Source organism: Bartonella sp. A1379B (assembly GCF_002022485.1).
GTDB classification, from domain to species: Bacteria; Pseudomonadota; Alphaproteobacteria; order Rhizobiales; family Rhizobiaceae; genus Bartonella; species Bartonella rochalimae.
This window is the reverse complement of sequence record NZ_CP019780.1, coordinates 805,948-824,799: the sequence shown is the minus strand read 5'-3', so window position 1 is coordinate 824,799 and position 18,852 is coordinate 805,948. Positions and strand designations below refer to the sequence as shown.

The following is an 18,852-nucleotide window of genomic DNA, read 5'->3' as shown; positions in this document are numbered from 1 at the left end:
GCATAAAAACAATGATAAGTTAAGATTGATATACTTTCTATTATAAATCTGATTTTATTTTTTTGCCAATAGCTGTGATAGTACGTAATGAAAAAGAAACATTAAAGTTTTTAAAAGTCATATTTCTCTCTGGATTTTTTACCTGTTGATAACCAATCGTTATTCCAAAGCATTCATCTATATAACTTAGATTTATTCCTTGTTTTACAAAAGCATTAGATATTAAATCATAACTAGCATTATTATTAATTGACCAATAGTTGGAAAATTTAAGTCCCACTTGAAAAGAAATCTCTTGCTGATCTTGTGTATATTCATCATTTTGTTGATGTGAAATATAAGCATATTGCATAGACGTCCAAAGATTAGACCATTTTTGTGATGCTTCTAATTCACTACGGCGGACTTTCCCTGTTGTTTTATCAAAACGTCCACGAGATGCTATAGAAAAGCCATGAGTATGATTTGCTTCAAACATTGTCACATAGTCTGAGTGTGCTGTTTCAAGACCAGAGTATGCACCTAAATTGACAAAGTCTTTCTCTGCGAACGAATTTTTTCCTGCGAGATGAAATGATTGTCCAATAAGTCCATAAAGTGACCAATTATTATTCAAACTTCCGGAATATCTAAGACCTATATTTACTCTTGTGCCGCCTTCTACACGATCATAACCAGAGAATTTATCTCGTTGAAATAAGGTGGTTGTATCAAATACAAGGCTTTGCGCGTTTTCATTTGGTAATTGTCCTACATATTGTTCGTTATTGCGTATAAAAATTTGTGTTATTGGCTCTAGTATATGTGTGGATATTTCAGTAGTAATAAGAAGAGGATACCGTAACTCCAAGCCTGCTGTTGCCATACTACGAATTGTTGAGGAAGCAATATTAAAATTTTTCGAAGAGACATTTTCTATGCTAGCAATATAGTTATTGTGAGTATTTATTGCACTTGTATCAATTCGTAAGGCAAAGATAGGCGTTAATATTAAACCATTTTTGGTATTGAAACGTTTTTTCCATTCTAGTTCGTTTGTTAAACGAAAACTGTTTCCAGCTATACCGGAGAGTTGAAGAGTATTGCTAGGGTAATCTGGCAAATGTGTATTATTAAAGTCATTATGACGACGATAAATTGATTGTATATTACTACGGAAGGTAAGATTTCCAGTGTAAATTGATTTATTTGGTGTCAAAGAATAATCAATGATAGGTAGGCCCCATGCTTGCTGGGAATGACGATCGTTGAGGGTGTTTTTAAGCAGTGAATTTTGGATATTGAAATGGTAAAAACGCATGTCAAAATAATTTTTGTCTGCAAGACCATTTAAATAAAACTGAGAAATTTTTACAGGGTCGCTATAATTTTCAAGTTTGTATGTACGACTAAAGTTTCTGTCTGACTGTGCAAAGGCATCCCAGCCGTAAATCCACCGCGAATTAATACGAAAATTACCTCTTGTTGCTATCATATAACGATTAGTATTTTGTGAATCAACTCTATCATTATCGAAGTTGTAAGGATTGGTTTGGTATATATGAGCAAAATGGATGTTATAATAGCCTGTTTTTAAACGTTGATGCCATGTACCTTCATTTAAAAGTCCTTGTTTTGTATAAACTGTAGCAGAAAGTGTGAAATCATTGTAGAGTGAGAGATTCCAGAAATAAGAGTTTTTTACGCCAATACCAAGATTATCAGCATAAAAAAAGCGAGGAGCAAGAAAACCACTTATACGTTTTACTGTTGGATCAGGAAGTTCAATCGTTGGAAAATATAAAATTGGGATGCCGAAAGTTTCAAAATAGCTATTTTCAAATCGAATTGTTTTTTTGACATTGTTCCATATGATCTTTTTTGCTTTGATTTGCCACGAAACTGCACCATCTGATTTGTTATGACAAAGTTCACATGCTGTATAAATAGCATTGTTAAAAATTGTTATTTGGTTCCTGTTACGATTAGCATTTTCAGCTGTGAAGTATGTATTATTCGTTGTTTTGATACGTAAAGAATTTACAAATCCTTCTCCAAAGTCTTTTGTCATATCAATATAATGAGAATAGATTTTATTTCCATCCTTTTGAGTAATCTTAACATTTCCTTGAGCTATGACACGTCCTGTTTTTTGATTGTAAGTGACTCTTTGAGCGACGGCTTTATTACTATCATATTCAATTTGGACATTTCCTTGTGCAGAAATGGTGTTTGCATCACGATTGTAAATAAGTTTATCAGCAGAGAGTAAGAAAGGACTTTTTGTATTCTGTGGATGATTTTGAAAAAAAGGATTAGAATTTTGTGCTATTTGTGCTATTGTAGAATGAGAGATAAGAACACCTCCAGAAAAACTGATGAGGCTTTTTATAACCAATATTCTCAGTGTTTTAAAAATTCTCCTTTTATTTGCTAACATTTTTACTTAACCATCCTCTGTATAAAGTAAAAAGGATATTGCAAAAAACAATGCCACTATAACTGGTACCCAAGCAGCAATGATTGGTGGAATGTAACCAGCGTTACCAAAACTTCGAACGAGCATAGAAATAACATAAAGTATAAATCCTGCAATTACACCACCAAGAATTAATGTTCTCGATTGTCCAAAGCGTGGAATTTTTAGTGATACAGTTGCTGCAATAAGAGTCATTGCCACAAGTAACATTGGTAAAGCAATCAGTGATTGTAAATGCATATCAAATTTATTGGCAGAATAACCAAGTGAGCGTGCAACAGCAATTTTTTTTGGTAGGGTGTAAAATGGAATAGTTATAGGATCGGTTAAATATTCAGTTAAAAACTCAGGCTTTAAGTGAGTTTTTATTCGTAATTCAGTAAATTTTTCAGGAGTTTGTCCTATCTTATAGATTGTCCCATTTGTTAATAACCAAGCACCATCTGTCAATGTTGCTTTTTTAGTATTAATCCAGTTTTTTACTGTTGCATTCTCATTATATTGTACAAAGGTTGCATCAATAAGAGAAAGATCTTGATATATGATTGATTTAGCACCAACGGTTATTCTTCCTAAATTTGTGTGTTGTGTTAACCATGGAATACGCGTGTCAGTGGTAGATATTTGGGCACTATTACTACGCCATTCTGCTATCATTTTTTTTGCTTGGGAAGAGCTCCATGCAGCTAGTGGATTAATGAAAAGAATGGAGAATAATCCGAAAAGAAAAGCTCCAAAACAAGCTGGTGCGAGAAATTGCCATGCGGAAATACCGATTGAACGAGCAACAACAAGTTCAAGTTTTTTATTAAGGGAGATAAGCATTGTTATTGCAGAAAATAATGCAATAAAGGGAAAGAGTTGTTGCATAATTAAGGGAATTCGCAGCAATGAAATAAGGAATGCTCCTTTTGCTGTATAATGAGGAAGTAACGCTAGTTTGCTAGAGTTTTCTGTAAAGTCGATTAAGAGGACGAGAATAAAGACACCCAAGAGGAAAAAACAGACTGTTTTAAGATAAAGCATGAAAAAATATCGTCCGAGCGTCAATCCAATCATGATACCTTATCCGAGAGATAGTAAGAGTTTTGATGTGTAGATATCATGATGCATGCGAATATTCAATGAAATGCGAAGTAAGCTTTATCATGAGAGTTCGTAAAGTGCATGATATATTCTACTACAATATAAAAAAGCATTAATTAAGAATTCAGTAGTTTGAAATTTTACTAATTTATTATCACTTTGATTTATAGTGTATAAATGATTTTACATAATCTAAAATTTTAGATACTGACAATTTTAAAGATTTTGCATAATCTACTTTATATAAAAACAGATCTTGTAATTTGTCAGAAATGATAACTTCCTATAATTATAATTTAGATTTAATCAGTTTTCTGTATTTTGTATCGGTGTTATCTATAGAAAATTCCTTGGTATAATAAAGTACTGCTACATTGAGATTAAAGATAAAAAAATGCATAGTAGGAAACTTAGCTATTATTAATCGTTTCCATATTGATTCACTATCATGAATGTGAGCTATAATTCAGTTTGAATAAAAGAAGAATTATTTTTGTAAATCAATTTTTTATAATTTTTTGAAAAATTGTTTGAATGACATGATTAAATTTTTCAAGGATACCAATTTTATAGTCTTTTAGTAGCATAAAAAAGGTAAGCAAGCTTATTCCTATTGGAATGACATAAAGTAGTGGAATATAAGAAGGGTTATTTTCTGTTTTCCGTGCAAAAAAGTATCCTAACCAATAAATCAATAAGGAAAAAGTAATTGTAGAAAAAGTCGCAGAGATACGCGCTTGTCGATATGAGTGTGCATCTCCTGCTATGGCTATTGCAATTAATGCAAAAACAATAGGATAGAGACATTCTGTGAAACGACGATGCAACTCAGCTCTATATTGAAGCGGTTTTCGTTGATAATGAGGATCACTTGGATTGGGGTTGAATAAATAAGAAAGAGGCCGATCTTTAGGATAAATATTAGGTGTTTTCTTATTGGGAATAAATTCGCTTAGACTAAAAGTATGGGAGCTAAATTTGATAATTGAAACATTATCATTTTTATAATCAATTCTTTCTATTTCGCCATCATTAAGGATTAAAAATTTACCTTTTTTATTGTTAACAATAGCTCCTTTTGTTGCATAATAAAAAAGTCCAAGCTGAGGATCGCGCTGATCAGCAATGAAAAGACGGCCAATGGTTCCGTTTGCATTTCGTTCACCAATTTCTATGTAAAGATTTTTAGTTAATTCTTGGAAACTACCTTCACGAATGAAAAGACTAATAAGATCGGAATGAGAACTTGCTAATATTTGTCGCATATTAAGACGCGCGTGAGGGGCAATAAAATTAGTAATGGAAAAGGAAGTAAATGAAGCCAGAATTGCTAAAAGAAGAATTGGCTTCCAAACAATATTTTTGGATATGCCTGAGGCGCTGATAACAGCTAATTCTGAATCTTGATTCATTGTCAAAAGGATGGTTGTAATTGCAACAACTAATGCGAATGGCATGATAAGAGAAGTAACAGAAGGAATTAATAGAGATGAAAAATATAAAATTGTTAAGAATGTTTGCCCATTTGTTGTAAGAAAATTGACTCGTGCAAGAATTTGTACTGTCCAACTGATGCCAACTGCTCCAAGCAGCACAGCACTAAAAAGAATAAAAATGCGTTTTAATATATATAATTCAAAAATCCGCATAGAATAAATATTATCCTCAATTTTCACTTCAAAAGTGATATTCTATAATGCGTTAAGTTTAAACATATAGTCAAAATTTAAAGACTGTTTTTTTGTGCATCTTTCCTATGAGCAATAGAAAATGATTATAGTCATACAGGCAGTTTATTTATTATTTTGAATAATAAGTTTCCAGTCTCTCTGATTTTTAATTAACAAGATGTTTTATGTATGCATTACGTAACGAGACTAGTATATGAATAAAATCTGTTTGAGAAAGGATGCAAGATGTTTTGTCTGCAATATCTAAATACAACGAAATTATAATATTAGGAATTAGTAAAATATAATGGTGATGTTAGCTTGTTATTCTATAAACAGAGCACTGTTCTAAGGGCTTTTTATATTTGTGGATGTTTTAAAGAAATGGGATTAGGGGTAAATAAAAATTCCTTTTTAAAAGTTATATAAATTAGCTGCATGATACGTAAAAGAAAAATTCTATTAAAAAATGCAAAAAGAAAAGCTATGATTGCAGCTATAATAATTCTATTTTCTGACTTGTACGAGAATAATATGATTTTATAAATATTAATATATGGCATTATTTTTTCAGAATATAATCATTAGAATAAAACGAGATTTTAATTCTAACTTACTTTATCGTATCAAAATACTGAAGCTCTAATAGCACTTTATAATGAAAAATATTGAGGATTAAAATGGTTGATATTCTTTTCTATCATTTAACAAAGTCAACTTTAAAAGAGACTTTGCCTGTGTTAGTAGAGCGTGCATTGAAGCGTTTTGGTAGAATAACAATACAATGTATGAATAAAGAACAATGCAATTTTATAGATACTTGTTTATGGGTTTATGCCGATGAATCATTTATTGGGCATGGGACAGAATATGATAAGTATCCAGATTTGCAGCCTGTGTTTCTTACTACAGGACAAGAAAATCCGAATGATTCAAAAGTACGCTTTCTTATAGACGGAGCGGTTTGTTCAGATGTTGATATTTATCAACGACTTGTGATTATGTTTGATGGTCATAATGATACGCAATTGAATCTTATTCGTGAACAGTGGAAAGACTATAAAACAAAAAATTATAATTTAACTTATTGGCAGCAAACTGAAGATTATCGTTGGGAGCAGAAGGTTTGAGGTATAGGATATCTTTATTTTGATTTTTTTAGTATTGAACTCTCATAAATCAGAGCTCTTGGTTACAAAATAATCAGATTGAATTTTTCTTATGATTTTTTTAGGAGCGCTAAAATATAGCCTTAGATTAAAATATTCAAATGGAATGATAATGATATTTGACCGAATTTTACTTATTCTATGGGCTGTAATATTAGCTTTTTTTTGTGTTTCATGGTTGGGAACAACAAATATTCTATCACAGATATTTTCTGTCTCTTATATTAGTATTATTATCGATATCTTATTCTTTTTCCTTTGTTTATTATTTGCTGGAATATTGTGGTGGATTACACCTAAACTGATGTCTTTAAAAATGAAATTAGCGGCATTTTTGCCGCTAATATTAGTTTTATTATTCATTATTATTGTATGTTAGCGTGATATCTCTTCATCTTTAAAACCAATAAAGCAAACGAGTGAGATAAAAGAAGATACGAAGAGATAATAACTAATATAAGAAACACTAAAATGTTGTACTAGATATTCTGCAATATAAGGTGCAACAGCTGCGCCTAAAATACCAGCTAAATTAAAGGTTATAGAAACACCGCTATACCGAACTTCTGTTGGATATGCTGATGAAAGAACTGCGCCGATCTGACTATATGTCATTCCCATGAGAGATAAACCAATAACAGACATTGCACAAATACCTAAAATTCCATTATCGAAAAAGTAAGGAATTGCAAAGGAATAGATACCGGTAGCTATTGTAACCCAAATCATCAAATTTCTGCGGTTAACATGATTAGCAATTTTTCCTGTAAGAACAGTAAAAATACCAAAAAAAACAGCGCCGATCATTTCTACTTGAAGTGCTTGATTAAATGATAATTGCAGATGGTTTGTTGAATAACTTAGCAAATAAGTCGTAACCAAGTAAAATAATACAAGAATTGTCATGCTACAAAATGTACCAAGAAACAAAATTCGTGGGTGTTTGAAGAATACATCTAGAACAGGTATTTTAGAGGTTTTTTCATGGTCGATATTTTTGAATTCAATTGTTTCATTGATCGACATACGAAGCCATAATCCTAAAATAATGAAGACAATTGAGCCAACAAAAGGAATACGCCATCCCCATGAGAAAAGTTGCTCTTCATCAAGTGTATGCCATAGTGCTAAGTAAGCTATAATAGATACGCATAAGCCAATTGGAGCCCCTAATTGCGGAAACATTGCATACCAACTACGTTTTTCTGGGGGAGCATTTTCTGTCGCAAGCAGCACAGCTCCTCCCCATTCTCCTCCTAATCCGATTCCTTGTCCAAAACGACATATTGTTAAAAGGAAAGGAGCGATCCATCCAGCTGTTTCATAAGTAGGCAAAATACCAATAATAATTGTTGAAATACCCATTGTAAGAAGAGAGGCAATCAGCGTTATTTTCCGTCCAATTTTATCACCAAAATGACCAAAAATAATTGATCCTATAGGGCGTGATATGAAGGCGACACCAAAAATAAGGAAGGATTGCAAAATAGCGAGCTGCTCATTTTGGGATGGAAAAAATAATCGAGGAAATATGAGAGCTGCAGCAGTTGAAAAAACATAAAAGTCAAAGTATTCTATTGTTGTGCCGATAAAACTCGCGAACAAAATTCGACCGGGTGAAGATTCTCGGTTAGTGTTGCATTTTTCTATACTTATAGACATGGATAGAAAGTTCCTTTTTGTGTGAAATTGAATTACAAAACATCTATAATTATAAAAAATTCATATCAGTGTCGAGTCATTATCACTACCGATTTTAATTATTGCTGTGGATGTTTAAAATATATAAATGAAAATGAAGGACTATATATCCGCATCAATAGAGTTGTCTTTGTCTGTAATAATTACATTTAATCTTTTAAAAGAATGAGTGATCAGTGTAATCAAACGTCGCTTATAAGTAAAATTGACTTGATTATGTTTTTAATTTTGATTAAAAAATCAAAATGTATAAAATTTAGTATGAATTGTAATCACTAGTCTTAAAGTATTTTAAAAAATTTGAGAATTCATATTTAATTATTTAGTACTAGTCAAAAATTTTTTTGATGATTTACTTCGAACGTATGCAGTATTAGAAGTATAATCAAGATGTTTTTTATGTTCTAGGTGCGATGTGAAGAGAGTTAATAGTAATTTTAAAAAGAAAGAAGAAAAATTTACCTAACAAGGATTCATTAATGTTCAAGAGCAAAAAAAAGATAATTTCAAATTATGAGACGGATTATGCTATACCTCAGTGCCTAATACAAAAGCGTCGTGAAGTAGTAAATTCAGTGATTAGTGCGCATATGATTGAGGGATATACTTTTAACTCTAAAACTTTAGGTATTTTAGAAGAATATGTGAACGGGGATTATTCACTACAGCAGCTTAATACTCAGTTGGATAATTCTATGAAAAAACTCATTAAAGTAAAGGCACAAAAGGAACATTCAAGCTATTCTGAAAAAAAGCTGATAAATAAATATGGAATTCTGGTAAATAAATGTGGAATAACAGATACAGTTGCTCTTCGTGACAAAATTGCACACGATGTCGCAAAAGCAATTGTTAATTTGTCTTATGAAAAGGTACCAGAACAATTTGACACTTCTTATCTAAAACGTCTTCATAAGAGCTTATTCGGGAATATTTTTGATTGGGCTGGAAAGACTCGTGACGAGCTTGAATTTTCTGATAGTAGAATAAATGCTAAGTTGTCATTAATGGGAGAATTGAGCTCTATAAATAATGATGAAATTCAAGATAGTGAGGAAATTCAGGAAAGTTTGCAAAAAATTGATAACATTCTTTTTGAGAAGAATAATCTAAGAGGTTTATCATCTGAAGAATTTGCTCATAATGTAGCAAGAATGTTTTCTTTTCTTAATTATGTATGTCCTTTTGTAGGGGGGAATGAATGTACGCAAAAGGTGTTTTTTGAACAACTTGCTAACGCTGTTGGTTATAAACTCGATTTTTCGGTTGTAACAGAAGAGCGCATGAAATTTGTTAGCCATGCTTCGGAAACATTAGAAGGTGATATAGATGCTTTAACTCCTATGGAGCATTTGTTTGAAGATATTTCTGATCCAAACAAAGTGTGTATGCTAAAAGAGTTTGTTAGCAATAACAAGTATAAAGGTGTAGAAAAACAGATTATTGTAGCTGCTCGTAAAGATGTGGTTTATAACGGTATTTATAGAGGCCGTAGTTCAAATTCGGTTCTAGTCGAAATACCAGATCGCTGCGTCGTGTGCCACAAAGATTGTTTTATGCCAGAAGAATTACAAGCCTTAAAATTAGGTGATACAGTTGCTTTTAAAGCTGTAATACCTAAGGTTTTTGAAGATGTTCTCATTCCAAAAAGAGTATGTGTTCCTTTGACAAGAGAAGAAATTGCTGAGAAAGTTAAAAAAGATTTCTCTGTTCAAAGAAGCTGGAAAGATGTTGAGTATTATTCAAAACTTGTTTATAATAATTCGGCAATCTTTAAAAAAGATATCGAATTAATTGATAAATTTTCATGTTTTGATAAAGCGCTTACAAGACAGTTTGCAAAACAGTTTGCAGAAAAGTTTATGGAATCTCCTCAATCTATTTCTCGCCTTGCAGGTTTTGCGGTGTTAGGTATGAAGGATTTAAAGCGAAAAGAAGCTGAAGCGTCTTGTGCTGAACTTAGTGATGCAATTGTTCGGTATGCAGATATTGTAATATCGGCTAGAGATGGAATTTTAGAACAACAAAAAATACAAAGTAGTATTTCAAGTAGATCTGTAAAAATGCCCAGTAAGGAAATGCAAGATATTTTAAATTTGCCAGAAGACACGCGAAAAGAAATGCTTGAGGTTTCTCCTTCATTACGTCAGGAATGTTTTGATTTTATGCATGGAATCATGTGTCGTCTTTCATTGAATGAGTATAAAGCACTTGATGATAATAATTATGCAGAGCTTGCTGAAAGTTTGGGGGTATCAGAGAGTAAAGCAAAGCAAATTATAACAATCGTTCAACCGATTGAAAAATTGTATTTGGATGTTCAAAAAACTTTCTCCGTTAATCTTTCGGAAAATACAGCTATAGTGCAAGCCAATTAAATTGTAAGAAGTTGTTGCATCTTCATTTTTATGTGTGGAGAGTATTAAAAAACAGATCCTCTGTTTTTTAAAAAGTTTCAATTCATTTTAGCTAAAGCAGAAGAATTTTTTGCGAATGAGTGCAGTGAATAGGTGGATGGGTACACGTCTATTTTACTGATTGAAATAGTTAATTATATAAAAATTAGCAGTTGTCATAAATTTTACAGACACATATATTAACAGGATGTAATTTAGTTCTAGTTAGCATATTCTGTATTGATTTACAGTGAGTTTATTCATGTATTGTATTGTCGCATATTGATTTATTTGTATCGGATCGATTTTACTTAATAATACTCGTAAAAGTCTTCTTTTAAAGTTATCTACATTAATTATATTGCACTATGAATGCAGCATAGCGTGTTTTTATGTACAATATGTTTTTTACTTAATGACAAGAATGACAAGAATGAATAATTTGATGTTTTGATGTTTAAAAAACATCAAATTTATATTGTTTAACTCTGGAAAATGTTTCCTAAAAAGATAAAGCAATAAAAATATATGCTTGTTGAAAGATGCTTTTTATAGAGTGTTAATGGGATCGTTTTGTATTTTAAAATACAAGCTATTAAAGGTTTGTACACTTTACATTTTTGGTAAATTTTGATGGGTTATGGTTGAAATGTACTTTTGCAGAGCTATTTACTTCTCAGTAGTTTGTTCAAGACGGAATAGTAAGGATGTAGTTATGCAATACAAATGGAAGTTAGGTTATTGGGTGTTTATAATCAGTAGCTCTTTTGTGGGAGTTGCAAATGCAGATAAGAATGAAATGCAAAGATTGGATGGCAGTTATAGGGGGAGTGTTGTTTATGATCAGTATGATAATGAGAAAGAAAAAAAAACTGAGATCATTAGAAAACGTGACATCACTATTATTGAAGATGGAGCAATTTTAAAAAATTTCGTAATAGAGAATAATAATGAAATCTATGTTGGAAATGTTGGCCAGCAAGATAATCCAGGTAAGTCAATCAATAACATAATTAGAAATTCTGGAAAGCTTTATGTTTATGGAGGTGGTTTGAGTGAAGGTACTAAAATTGAAAGTGGTGGTGTTGAAACTGTTGTAACTTTCAAGGGTAAACAAGGTTTTTCAAGAAATGCTGTTATTTACACAAATGGACAACAACAGGTTAAGTATGGGGGAAAAACAGAGGGAACGAAAATTTATGGTGGTAAACAGTTTGTTTATGGGAAAGGTGATGTTGGAGGAAAAATAACAGAGAGTTTTGCTGACGGTACTATTATTCATGGTCAAGGTGATATACTAGGAGAACAGAATGTATATGAAGGTGGTGTGGTGTGGAATACAAAAGTGATGGAAGGAGGCATACAAAATCTTTATGCAAAAAGTAATCAAGAAGAGGGGGGGACTGCAGTAAATACTGAAATTTTTAGGAATGGAAGACAGCGCGTTTCTGCAGAAGGTACAGCTATTACTGTTACTTTAAATGATAATGCTGTTCAAGAAATATATAAGGATGGTTATGTATATGGTCTAACTGTTAATGATCGTGCGAGTTCATGGGCATATGCGGGTGCAACATTAGAAGGAGATACGACAATTAATGATTTTGGAAAGTTTCTTCTTTATGCTGGAGATAAAGAGCATCGCTCTACAATAGAAAACTTTATTTTAAAAGGAAAAGAGACAGAATTATTTGTTATTAGTGCACGTGATGAAGATAGCGCTTTGATTAAGAAATTAAGTGGTCAGGGAACTGTTAGTTTTATTCCTGATCAAGCTCAACCCCGTTATTCTCATCTTTATATTGAGAAGCTTTCTGGTGAATTAGGAAGTTTACATTTTAGATTTAATACCACTATTGCAGAGGATCGCGGTGATTATCTTTTTATTGAAAGTGGTGATGGTCATCACATGATAAGCGTAGCTGATTCAGGTGCTGAAATTACCAATCCTCTTTCACAGCACCGTGATTTGGTTACTGATAAAAGTGCAGGCTCTCATTTTACTTTAGTGGATCTTTCTGGTGTAAAGATTAATGCTGTTGACGGTGGCACTTATATGTATGCCTTAAAGCAAAGACAAGATGATGCTAGCAAGATTTGGTATTTAGCAGCAGATCATTTTGATAAGCCAACTCCTCCAGATCCGGCTCCAGATCCAAATCCAGATTTAGATCTGTTGCCAACACCAACTCCGTCTACGACACCATCGACAGATGCAGTGTTATCTTTGGCAGTAGCTCCTGAACTTGTTTTTAATAATGAGTTGCAAAGTTTGCGTGTTGGAAGAGGTATTTTAGGCAGGAACAAGAAGAATACGGCTTTCTGGACGTATGGGATCAAGGGTCGCGATCGTTTGGCTACAGGTCATACGCATTTTAGACTTGATCAGACAGGTATCATATTAGGTGTTGATTGGCTGCAAGAACTGATGAAAGGGGATTTTTACATTGGTGGTTTTGGAAGTTATGATCAAGCGCGTATTACCCATGCACGAGGCGGTGTCAGTAATATGGACACTTATAGTGCCGGGGCTTATGCGACTTATTTTGATAATCAAGGGTGGTATTTAGATAGCGTTTTAAAATATAATTATTACACAAATAATTTAAAGGCTATTTCGACAAATGGTTTGGGTGTTCAAGGTGATTATAACCAATGGGCAATAGGGACTTCATTTGAAGCAGGGTATTATTTTAATGTAGCACCAGATACCTGGATACAGCCTTATACTCAACTAACAGGAGTCCGTGTTTCGGGTAAGGAAGTAAAGCTTTCTAATCAGATGGTTGGTAATGTGAATAGTTCTACTTCATTGCGCAGTGAAGCTGGATTATCTGTTGGTCATAAGTTTAATTTGAATGATGACGCTCACTTAATGACTTATATAACAACGGCTTGGTTACGTGAATATATAGATAGGAATCATACGATAATTAATAATCAGCATAAATTTATCACTGATTTATCGAGAGATGCAGGAAAATTAGGAATTGGTTTGCATAGCCTTATTGGTGATAACTTATCGCTTTATGCTGAAACTCAGTATCTCAAAGGGCATAAGGTGGAACAGTCCCTTCAAGGTATTGTAGGGTTACGCTATAGTTTTTAAGAGCTCGCTCTGTTTTGTTTTCTGATCATTTTGGAATTGTATTTTTTACAAGCCAGATATTAATGATCAGAAAACTCTTTTTGAGAAGATACAGATATTGAGATATTTTTGTATTCTAATATGCAAGATCAGTTTTGTTTATTAAATTCATTTTGATTGTTTTGTGAAATACATAATTTGCATATATTTTTCTTTCTATTATTCTGATAATCCAACATTATTTATGATCATTGCGCTTTGTGAGATATTATTATGTTGTAATATAAAACACATTATGATATATATAAAACACATTATGATATAATAGAATGAGCTATTTGATAGTCGGGAGACGTTAATCTAGCTTTCAGTGATGGAGTGTAGATCGTGCAATATTATAAATTAAGTTTTTCAGTATTAATGGTCAGTACTTTTTTCATACAAAGTGTAAGCGCGCGGGAGAAAATGCAGGAGATGTCTGATGAATCTTTGGACTTAAGTGAAGTAATAAAAGCTTTTTCCTCTATTCTTACACAGGGAAAGGTATTGAAAAACTCTTCAATTGTTACTCAGGGTATCAGTATGAATACCAAAATTGAAGAGGGCGGTGTTGAGATTGTTGAAAATAATGGAACCTCAATGAATGCCATTGTTGGTAAAGGTGGAAAACAGGTCATTACGCGTGGAGCCACTGCAATGAACACTCAAGTTAAGGGTGGTTTGCAGTTTGTTTTTGAAGAAAGCAATAGACTTTTGGGTATAGTGAGTAAGCGAAGTAGTGCATATGAATCTTCGGTTTCTGGTATAAATGGAAGTGTCGGGCAACAAAATCTATATGATGGTGGGGAAGCATGGAATACAAAAATCATGGGAGGTGGCATACAATATCTTTATAAAGGAAAGACAGGAAAAGGTGGTTACGCATCAGGTATTGAAGTTTCTTCGAATGGTAGACAATTTGTTTTAGCGGGAGGTGAAGCTTCAGGAGTTACCTTGAAGGATCAAGCTCTTCAAGTCGTATATTCTGGTGGGACAGTGAAGGATTTAACGATTCAAGATCAAGCGCAATCATGGGTATATGTTGGTACAAGTTTGACAGGGGCAACAAAAATTAATGGTCAAGGGCGTCTTTATCTTTATGCTGGTGATGATAGAGGTCATATTACAAAAGAAGATATTACTATCGAAGGGCGAAGTCCTGAAAGATTGTTTTCTATTGGTATGCAGAATGGCAGTCGTAGTTCTGAGGTTATGATTGAAGATTTAGGTGGGAATGGTGGAACAGTAGGTTTTTCCTCTGTTGAATATGATAAACGTCATTCTAAACTTAATGTTAGGAAACTTTCAGGGAATTTACATTTCAATTTTAATATTAGTGATGTTGGGGAGGGAAGTGATTATATATTAATTGAAAATAGCTCAGGTAGCCATACAATAAGTGTTGCTGATTCTGGTCGTGAAATTGCAGATTCTTTTTCGCAAAAGCATGCTCGTGTTGCTGAGATTAATTTAGTTACCGATAAAAGTCAAAATGGGGGAGCGAGTTTCACTTTAGCAAATAAGGCCGGTAAAACAATTAATGCAGTTGATGGCGGAACTTATATGTATACTTTGCAACAGAGGAGCAAAGGTGGAAATTGGAAGGTTTGGGCTTTGTCTGCAGATACTGGCCAACCTCGTCATATAAATGCTCCTTCTAAACGTTTAATTCAAAAACCAAATTTAGATTTATCATCTACTTCTAATGGTAAAGCGGATAATGGTAAATCAAAAAGTCACAAAAATTCTCCTAAATCTTCAGAGCCTCGATCTCGTCCTCCTCGGTCAGCCATTTTATATAAGAACGATCAAAGCGCTGAACCAAAAAGTCGAAAACGTGTCTTACAGTCTCATGATAGTGGTGTGGATGGTTATCCAGTGCATCCAGTTCCAGTGCTGAGTGGTTTTCCAGTCTTGAATTCAGAGCAATTACAAATTCCTGTTTTTGAAGTGATTCCATATACATCGGGACAACAGATTGATGTTAATGTGGATGGTTATCCAGTGCTGAGTGGTTCTCCAGTCTTGAATTCAGAGCAATCACAAATTCCTGATTTTGAAGTGATTCCATATACATCGGGACAACAGATTGATGTTAATAAAGAGATTCCAGCTTACTCAGGTCATTTGCCTCTAGAAGAAGATATTAATTTAGAAGATCTAGAAGATCTAGAAGATTTAGAAGATCTAGGAGAACAAGAGTCCACACAATTGATTAATCAAGTGATTAATCAAGATAATGAAGAACAGTTGCCAATAGAGGAACAGTTGCCAATATTAGATCCGATATCTACATCTGCTCTGTCTACGACACCATCGACAGATGTGTTATTATCTTTGGCGGTAGCTCCCGAGCTTATTTTTAACAATGAGTTACAAAGTTTGCGTGCTGGAAGGGGTTTGATAGGAAGAAATAAAAAAAACACTTCTTTATGGACATATGGGATCAAGAGTAAAGAACATCTTTCTACAGGTCATACGAATTTTAAGTTAGATCAAACTGGTATAATGCTAGGAATTGATTGGTTAAGCGATCTAATGAATGGGCAGCTTTATATTGGTGGTTTTGGCAGTTATGACCAATCAGATATTGTTCATGCTCGGGGTGGTATTAGTCGTGTAAATACTTATAGCGTTGGGGCTTATGTGACTTATTTTGGTGATCGTGATTGGTATTTAGATAGCGTTTTAAAATATAATCATTATCAAAATAATCTTCACGCCATATCAACGAACGGTATAAATATCAAAGGTGATTATAATCAGAAGGCGATAGGTGCTTCATTTGAAGCGGGACGCTATGTGAAGTTAGTGGAAGATACTTGGGTTCAACCTTATGGTCAGTTAATTTGGTTGCAGGTTGGGGATAAGGAAGTAAAACTTTCTAATGAAATGACAGGTGATATTAGTCCATACGCTTCGTTGCGTAGCGAAATTGGGATGTCTATAGGGCATGAATTGAGTTCAGGTACATCCACTCAAATGATGACTTATATAAAGACTGCTTGGTTACGTGAATATATAGATAATAATCACACAATAATTAATAAACAGCATAAATTTAAGACTGATTTATCTGGTAATTCTGGCAAACTTGGTATTGGTTTGAATAGTTTTATTAATGAGAATTTGAATTTTTATGTTGAAGCTCATTATCTCAGGGGGAAGAAGACAAAGCAATCACTTCAAGGTGTTTTAGGATTGCGTTACAGTTTTTAAAAAAATAGTCTCAGTCTCGATTTTTGGTATGTTTTATGGTGATTGAGGCTACTGAATTCGCCAACTTTTAAGAGTAGAGTTTGAATAATGCGCTATAAATTAATTTCTACGATGCTAGTCATAGATATTTCTCTTGTACAAGCTGTTTCATCTAATTCTAATATCGATACAAAAGTGAAAGCACCTGTACCGGTATTGCTATCTACATCTTCAAATGATTTAAAAACTTTTCCTTATGGTCAAGGTTATATAAGAGAAGAACAGAATGTATCTGGAAGCGAGGTGGTATGGAATGCGAAAGTGATGGAAGGAGGCATACAAAATCTTTATGCAAAAAGTAATCAAGAAGAGGGGGGGACTGCAGTAAATACTGAAGTTTTTAGGGATGGAAGACAGCGCGTTTCTGCAGAAGGTACAGCTATTACTGTTACTTTAAATGATAATGCTGTTCAAGAAATATATAAGGATGGTTATGTATATGGTCTAACTGTTAATGATCGTGCGAGTTCATGGGCATATGCGGGTGCAACATTAGAAGGAGATACGACAATTAATGATTTTGGAAAGTTTCTTCTTTATGCTGGAGATAAAGAGCATCGCTCTACAATAGAAAACTTTATTTTAAAAGGAAAAGAGACAGAATTATTTGTTATTAGTGCACGTGATGAAGATAGCGCTTTGATTAAGAAATTAAGTGGTCAGGGAACTGTTAGTTTTATTCCTGATCAAGCTCAACCCCGTTATTCTCATCTTTATATTGAGAAGCTTTCTGGTGAATTAGGAAGTTTACATTTTAGATTTAATACCACTATTGCAGAGGATCGCGGTGATTATCTTTTTATTGAAAGTGGTGATGGTCATCACATGATAAGCGTAGCTGATTCAGGTGCTGAAATTACCAATCCTCTTTCACAGCACCGTGATTTGGTTACTGATAAAAGTGCAGGCTCTCATTTTACTTTAGTGGATCTTTCTGGTGTAAAGATTAATGCTGTTGACGGTGGCACTTATATGTATGCCTTAAAGCAAAGACAAGATGATGCTAGCAAGATTTGGTATTTAGCAGCAGATCATTTTGATAAGCCAACACCAACTCCGTCTACGACACCATCGGCAGATGCAGTGTTATCTTTGGCAGTAGCTCCTGAACTTGTTTTTAATAATGAGTTGCAAAGTTTGCGTGTTGGAAGAGGTATTTTAGGCAGGAACAAGAAGAATACGGCTTTCTGGACGTATGGGATCAAGGGTCGCGATCGTTTGGCTACAGGTCATACGCATTTTAGACTTGATCAGACAGGTATCATATTAGGTGTTGATTGGCTGCAAGAACTGATGAAAGGGGATTTTTACATTGGTGGTTTTGGAAGTTATGATCAAGCGCGTATTGCCCATGCACGAGGCGGTGTCAGTAATATGGACACTTATAGTGCCGGGGCTTATGCGACTTATTTTGATAATCAAGGGTGGTATTTAGATAGCGTTTTAAAATATAATTATTACACAAATAATTTAAAGGCTATTTCGACAAATGGTTTGGGTGTTCAAGGTGATTATAACCAATGGGCAATAGGGACTTCATTTGAAGCAGGGTATTATTTTAATGTAGCACCAGATACCTGGATACAGCCTTATACTCAACTAACAGGAGTCCGTGTTTCGGGTAAGGAAGTAAAGCTTTCTAATCAGATGGTTGGTAATGTGAATAGTTCTACTTCATTGCGCAGTGAAGCTGGATTATCTGTTGGTCATAAGTTTAATTTGAATGATGACGCTCACTTAATGACTTATATAACAACGGCTTGGTTACGTGAATATATAGATAGGAATCATACGACAATTAATAATCAGCATAAATTTATCACTGATTTATCGAGAGATGCAGGAAAATTAGGAATTGGTTTGCATAGCCTTATTGGTGATAACTTATCGCTTTATGCTGAAACTCAGTATCTCAAAGGGCATAAGGTAGAACAGTCCCTTCAAGGTATTGTAGGGTTACGCTATAGTTTTTAAGAGCTCGCTCTGT

General features: G+C 33.6%; 10 protein-coding genes. 6 read left to right on the top strand and 4 right to left on the bottom strand.

Annotated features, from left to right (window positions below; genetic code table 11):
• Nucleotides 1-40: 40 nt before the first annotated feature.
• The 3 genes from BA1379B_RS03505 to lptF all read right to left on the bottom strand — a co-directional run bounded on the left by BA1379B_RS03505 (nucleotide 41) and on the right by lptF (nucleotide 5,193).
• Complete coding sequence (locus BA1379B_RS03505; RefSeq protein ID WP_078673830.1) at nucleotides 41-2,419, bottom strand: LPS-assembly protein LptD; 2,379 nt, start codon at nucleotides 2,417-2,419, stop codon at nucleotides 41-43.
• A gap of 6 nt (nucleotides 2,420-2,425) precedes the next feature.
• A complete protein-coding gene (gene lptG, locus BA1379B_RS03500; RefSeq protein WP_078673829.1) occupies nucleotides 2,426-3,517 on the bottom strand; it encodes an LPS export ABC transporter permease LptG in 1,092 nt (363 codons plus the stop codon).
• Nucleotides 3,518-4,044: 527 nt separating this feature from the next.
• A complete protein-coding gene (lptF, locus tag BA1379B_RS03495; RefSeq protein ID WP_035007424.1) occupies nucleotides 4,045-5,193 on the bottom strand; it encodes an LPS export ABC transporter permease LptF in 1,149 nt (382 codons plus the stop codon).
• Between the two features lie 701 nt (nucleotides 5,194-5,894).
• On the opposite strand from lptF, the gene BA1379B_RS03490 reads away from it, so the two are divergent.
• Complete coding sequence (locus BA1379B_RS03490) at nucleotides 5,895-6,344, top strand: DNA polymerase III subunit chi (RefSeq protein ID WP_035007277.1); 450 nt, start codon at nucleotides 5,895-5,897, stop codon at nucleotides 6,342-6,344.
• A 151-nt stretch (nucleotides 6,345-6,495) separates the two neighbouring features.
• Entirely contained in the window at nucleotides 6,496-6,762 is a 267-nt protein-coding gene (locus BA1379B_RS07035) for a hypothetical protein (RefSeq protein WP_078692550.1), read from the top strand.
• On the opposite strand, the gene BA1379B_RS03480 is transcribed toward BA1379B_RS07035, so the two are convergent.
• On the bottom strand, nucleotides 6,759-8,045 hold the full coding sequence (locus BA1379B_RS03480) for an MFS transporter (RefSeq protein ID WP_078673828.1): 1,287 nt from the start codon (nucleotides 8,043-8,045) through the stop codon (nucleotides 6,759-6,761). The two genes, BA1379B_RS07035 and BA1379B_RS03480, sit on opposite strands and share 4 nt — an antisense overlap.
• A 518-nt stretch (nucleotides 8,046-8,563) precedes the next feature.
• Here BA1379B_RS03480 and BA1379B_RS03475 point away from each other — a divergent pair.
• From BA1379B_RS03475 to BA1379B_RS03460, 4 genes are all read left to right on the top strand, one after another.
• Nucleotides 8,564-10,462, top strand: coding sequence for a BID domain-containing T4SS effector (locus BA1379B_RS03475; protein WP_078692389.1), 1,899 nt, complete (start codon nucleotides 8,564-8,566; stop codon nucleotides 10,460-10,462).
• Between the two features lie 733 nt (nucleotides 10,463-11,195).
• Nucleotides 11,196-13,589, top strand: a complete 2,394-nt coding sequence (gene bafA, locus BA1379B_RS03470) for a BafA family autotransporter (RefSeq protein ID WP_078692388.1) — start codon at nucleotides 11,196-11,198, stop codon at nucleotides 13,587-13,589.
• Between the two features lie 453 nt (nucleotides 13,590-14,042).
• The gene (gene bafA, locus BA1379B_RS03465; RefSeq protein WP_194284891.1) at nucleotides 14,043-16,826 is read left to right on the top strand and encodes a BafA family autotransporter; all 2,784 of its coding nucleotides are present in this window, start codon (nucleotides 14,043-14,045) and stop codon (nucleotides 16,824-16,826) included.
• Between the two features lie 87 nt (nucleotides 16,827-16,913).
• On the top strand, nucleotides 16,914-18,839 hold the full coding sequence (locus BA1379B_RS03460) for an autotransporter outer membrane beta-barrel domain-containing protein (protein ID WP_078692386.1): 1,926 nt from the start codon (nucleotides 16,914-16,916) through the stop codon (nucleotides 18,837-18,839).
• The last annotated feature ends 13 nt before the right edge of the window (nucleotides 18,840-18,852 follow it).

Bases quoted from the DNA above. Each gene is read 5' to 3' on its own strand.
- BA1379B_RS03505 (WP_078673830.1), bottom strand. From the start codon at position 2,419: ATGTTAGCAAATAAAAGGAGAATTTTTAAAACACTGAGAATATTGGTT.
- lptG (WP_078673829.1), bottom strand. From the start codon at position 3,517: ATGATTGGATTGACGCTCGGACGATATTTTTTCATGCTTTATCTTAAA.
- lptF (WP_035007424.1), bottom strand. From the start codon at position 5,193: ATGCGGATTTTTGAATTATATATATTAAAACGCATTTTTATTCTTTTT.
- BA1379B_RS03490 (WP_035007277.1), top strand. From the start codon at position 5,895: ATGGTTGATATTCTTTTCTATCATTTAACAAAGTCAACTTTAAAAGAG.
- BA1379B_RS07035 (WP_078692550.1), top strand. From the start codon at position 6,496: ATGATATTTGACCGAATTTTACTTATTCTATGGGCTGTAATATTAGCT.
- BA1379B_RS03480 (WP_078673828.1), bottom strand. From the start codon at position 8,045: ATGTCTATAAGTATAGAAAAATGCAACACTAACCGAGAATCTTCACCC.
- BA1379B_RS03475 (WP_078692389.1), top strand. From the start codon at position 8,564: ATGTTCAAGAGCAAAAAAAAGATAATTTCAAATTATGAGACGGATTAT.
- bafA (WP_078692388.1), top strand. From the start codon at position 11,196: ATGCAATACAAATGGAAGTTAGGTTATTGGGTGTTTATAATCAGTAGC.
- bafA (WP_194284891.1), top strand. From the start codon at position 14,043: ATGTCTGATGAATCTTTGGACTTAAGTGAAGTAATAAAAGCTTTTTCC.
- BA1379B_RS03460 (WP_078692386.1), top strand. From the start codon at position 16,914: ATGCGCTATAAATTAATTTCTACGATGCTAGTCATAGATATTTCTCTT.